Genomic DNA, 4,089 nt, shown 5'->3' with positions numbered 1-4,089 from the left:
AGGGGGGGATCATCGAGGATCCGCGATCGGTCTCGGTCAACACCGGCTTCACCGTCGCCGGCGTGATCTCCCTCATCGGTCTCATCGGCGCCGCCATCGGCGCGGTCGGCACGCTCCGCGCCGCCATGCGGATGATCGCTGACCGGGTCACCGAAGACCTCATGATCGTGTGGGTGCTGCTGCGCAACCTCGCCCTGGCGATCGGCATCGGGCTGGGGCTCGCGGCGTCCGCTGCGATCACCTTCCTCGGCACTGCCGGACTGGCGATCGTCGCCGACTGGCTCGGCGTCTCCTCGTCGTCGACGCTGCTCGAGATCGGCGGGCGGGTGCTCACGATCGTCGTGGTCTTCGTTCTCGACACCGTCATCGTCGCCGTCTCGTTCCGGGTGCTGTCTGGGCTGCGCCCCTCCGCCAGGGCCCTGTGGAGCGGCGCCCTGCTGGGCGGCTTCGGGCTGACCGTGCTGCAGGTGCTGTCCGGGCTGTTCGTCGGCGGCGCCTCGGCCAACCCCCTGCTGGCGACGTTCGCCTCGCTCATCGCGCTGCTGCTCTGGTTCAACCTGTCGGCCCAGGTGATGCTGATCGCGAGCGCCTATATCGTCACCGGCGTGGAGGAGGAGAGCGACCGCGTCCGCGCCCGATACGGGGCGAAGACCTTCACGCAGCGTCGCGTCCGCCGCGCCGAGAACGCCGTCATGGTCGCCTCCGGTGAGCTGACGGCCGCACGCGATGCCGAAGCCGAAGAGCGCAAGAAGGCGGCGGAGAAGGAAGCCGAAGACGCCCGCCAGAAGGCGGACGCATGAGCCTGACGCCCGCCTACACCGCCGCCCAGGTGCGGGCGGCTGAGGCGCCGTTGCTGGCGGCGGGGGAGCCTCTGATGGACCGCGCCGCGGCGGCCCTGGCGACGGTGCTCCGCCGCGAGCTGACTCCCGGCGGCAGGGTGCTCGTGCTCGCCGGCCGTGGTGACAACGGCGGCGACGCGCTGCTGGCCGCCGCGGCGCTTGCTGGGGAGGGCGTCGGCGTCGTCGTGCTGCAGACGGCGGATGCCGCCCACGACCGGGGCCTCGGCACCGCCCTGGCCGCAGGCGCCCGCCCGGTCACCCTGCAGCAGGCGGGTGCCGCCGACCCCGCCTACGACCTCGTCGTGGACGGCATCGTCGGCATCGGCGCCTCGGCGGACCCTTCGCTGCGTGGCGGCGCGCGCGAGGCCGTCACGCAGCTGCTGCCCGCGGTGCGCTCGGGCCGCTCCCGCGTCGTGGCGGTCGACATCCCCAGTGGCGTGCAGCCCGACGACGGCACCGTCGGCGACGATGTGGTGCTGCCGGCGGCGGTCACCGTGACCTTCGGCGCGGTCAAGGCCGGGCTGATCCGGGGTGCCGGCGCCGACCTTGCCGGTCGCGTCGTGCTCGTCGACCTGGGTCTGAACCTGCCAGAGGAGCACGCCGTGGCGGCCGGCGACGTCGAGCGCTTCGCCGACATCGCCTGAACGGTCGGGCTGCCGAGCGTCGCAACCACCGGCGGAAAGGGGGGAGTGGTTCACGCACCCCCGCCAGGGTGGGTAGCGTCGTAGTCGTGGCCCAACAGTTCGAGACAAACAGCACCTCCCCCTCTGCGCACCGCGCGACGCACCCGCTGGCCATCGCGCCGGTGGCTCCGCCCGCGCCGACGGTGGACGGATTCGTGCAGGAGTTCCTGCAGAACCTCAACCTCGAGCGAGGGGTGACGCTGTCGGCATCCACCGCCAACGACCGCTACGTCGCCCTTGCCACCACCGTGCGGGACTATCTCGTCGCCCGGTGGCTGGAAGACCGGCGGGCTCAGCGCGAGTCGCACGCGAAGACCGTCTGCTACCTCTCAGCCGAGTACCTGCTGGGGCGCCAGCTCGACAACAACCTGCTCGCCGCAGACCTGACCGACGTCGCGACCGAGGCGCTGGCCGCGTGCGGAATCGACATCGACGAGCTCCGCGCGATCGAGGTCGAGCCGGGGCTCGGCAACGGCGGCCTGGGGCGGCTTGCGGCGTGCTTCATCGACTCGCTCGCCACGATGGGCGTGCCCAACGTCGGCTACGGCATCCGCTACGAATACGGCATCTTCCGCCAGACGTTCGTCGACGGCCAGCAGGTCGAGCAGCCCGACGCCTGGCTCGCGCTCGGCTCGCCGTGGGAGTTCCCCCACCCCGAAGCGGCCCAGACGGTCTCGTTCGGCGGTCGCACCGAGACCTATGACGACGGCGGCGTCACCCGCTCCCGCTGGATCCCGGACTGGAGCGTCCGGGCCGTGCCGTACAACTACATGGTGCCGGGCTACCACAACGGGCGCGTCAACACCCTGCGGCTGTGGTCCGCCGTGGCGACCGATGCCTTCGACCTGCGCATCTTCAACGCCGGCGACTACGAAGAGGCCGTGCGCGCGCAGACCTACGCCGAGAACATCTCCAAGGTCCTCTACCCCGAGGACTCCACGCCCCAGGGCAAGCAGCTGCGGCTGCAACAGCAGTACTTCTTCGTCGCGGCATCCATCGCCGACATCCTCGACGACCTCGGCGACGCCGACCTTCGGACCCTCCCCGACCGGGTCGCCTTCCAGCTCAACGACACACACCCCGTCATCGCCGTGCCCGAGCTCATGCGGGTACTCGTCGACGAGCGGGGCATGGACTGGGACGCCGCGTGGGAGATCACGCAGCAGTGCTTCGGCTACACCTGTCACACGCTCTTGCCCGAGGCTCTCGAGACCTGGCCGGTGGACCTGCTGGGGCGGCTGCTGCCGCGCCATCTGGAGATCATCTTCCACATCAACGCCGACTTCCTCGCCGCGGTGCGCGAGGCGTACCCGGACGACGAGATGCGCGTGCGCGACATGTCGATCATCGCGGAGTTCCCCCAGCGCTCGGTGCGGATGGCATATCTGGCGACCGTCGCCGCCTCGAAGGTCAACGGCGTGGCCGAGCTGCACTCGCAGCTGCTGCGCGACACGGTGCTGCACGACTTCAATGAGTTCTTCCCCGGCAAGTTCACCAACGTCACCAACGGCGTGACGCCCCGCCGCTTCCTGAGGCTGGCCAACCCAGAACTGTCCTCCCTCATCACCGCGGCCATCGGCGACGGGTGGGTCACCGACCTCGATCGCCTGCGCGAACTCGAGCCGTTCGCCGAGGATGCCGAATTCCGTGCCGCCTTCGCCGACGTCAAGGCGGCGAACAAGCGCCGGTTGCACGAGGTGCTGCGCGCCCGCGATGGGTTCGAGATCAGCGACGGCCACATGCTCGATGTCATGGTCAAGCGTCTGCACGAGTACAAGCGGCAGACGCTCAAGCTCCTGCACGTCGTGACGCTCTACGAGGGCGTCCTCTCCGGCCGCCTGGACGTGTCCGCCCTGCAGCCGCGCACGGTGATCTTCGGTGCCAAGGCGGCGCCGGGCTACGCGATGGCCAAGCGCATCATCCACCTCATCAACGCCGTCGGATCGGTCGTGAACACGGATTCGCGTCTGGAGGGGCGACTGCAGGTGCTCTTCCCGCCGAACTACAACGTCACCCTCGCCGAGCGCGTGATCCCCGCCGCCGACCTCTCCGAGCAGATCTCGCTCGCCGGCAAGGAGGCCTCGGGCACCGGCAACATGAAGTTCGCCCTCAACGGAGCGCTCACGATCGGCACCGACGACGGCGCGAACATCGAGATCCGCGAGCTCGTCGGCGATGAGAACTTCTTCCTCTTCGGCATGAGCGAGCCCGAGGTCGAGGCGCTCGCTGTCGCCGGCTACCGGCCGAGCGAGTACTACCAGAGCGACGACGACCTGCGCCGTGCGATCGATCTCATCGCATCCGGCGCGTTCTCGGGCGGTGACCCGTCGGTGTTCGAGCCGATCGTGTCGAACCTGCTCTACGACGACCGCTTCATGGTGCTGGCCGACTATCGGTCGTACATCGACGCGCAGGCGCGGGTGGATGCCGCGTACGGCGACCGCGACGCGTGGACCCGGTCGGCGATCCTCAACGTCGCCCGCACGGGGTTCTTCTCCTCGGACCGGTCGATGCGCGAGTACATCGACCGCATCTGGCACGTCCCCGCGGTCGACTGAGGGCGGGGC

The 4,089-nt window shown here is 70.0% G+C and carries 3 protein-coding genes; all 3 read left to right on the top strand.

Annotation, left to right across the window (positions count from 1 at the left end; translation table 11 throughout):
* On the top strand, nucleotides 1–800 hold an 800-nt coding region (locus tag NQ160_RS19840; RefSeq protein ID WP_257516829.1), incomplete at its 5' end, for a YihY/virulence factor BrkB family protein.
* Nucleotides 797–1,483: an NAD(P)H-hydrate epimerase gene (locus tag NQ160_RS19835; protein ID WP_257516828.1), complete on the top strand. Its 687-nt coding sequence runs from the start codon at nucleotides 797–799 to the stop codon at nucleotides 1,481–1,483. The genes NQ160_RS19840 and NQ160_RS19835, both read left to right, overlap by 4 nt.
* Before the next feature lie 161 nt (nucleotides 1,484–1,644).
* Nucleotides 1,645–4,080 (top strand): glycogen/starch/alpha-glucan phosphorylase, encoded by a 2,436-nt coding sequence (locus tag NQ160_RS19830; protein ID WP_257516830.1) that lies wholly within the window; start codon nucleotides 1,645–1,647, stop codon nucleotides 4,078–4,080.
* The last annotated feature ends 9 nt before the right edge of the window (nucleotides 4,081–4,089 follow it).

The sequence above is a fragment of the Microbacterium sp. zg.Y909 genome, assembly GCF_024626565.1.
The sequence above is the reverse complement of the archived record's forward strand: the minus strand, read 5'-3'. Positions and strand labels throughout refer to the sequence as shown.

What these genes read in the sequence shown, in the direction of transcription:
- NQ160_RS19835 (WP_257516828.1), top strand. Translation starts at nt 797, where the DNA reads ATGAGCCTGACGCCCGCCTACACCGCCGCCCAGGTGCGGGCGGCTGAG.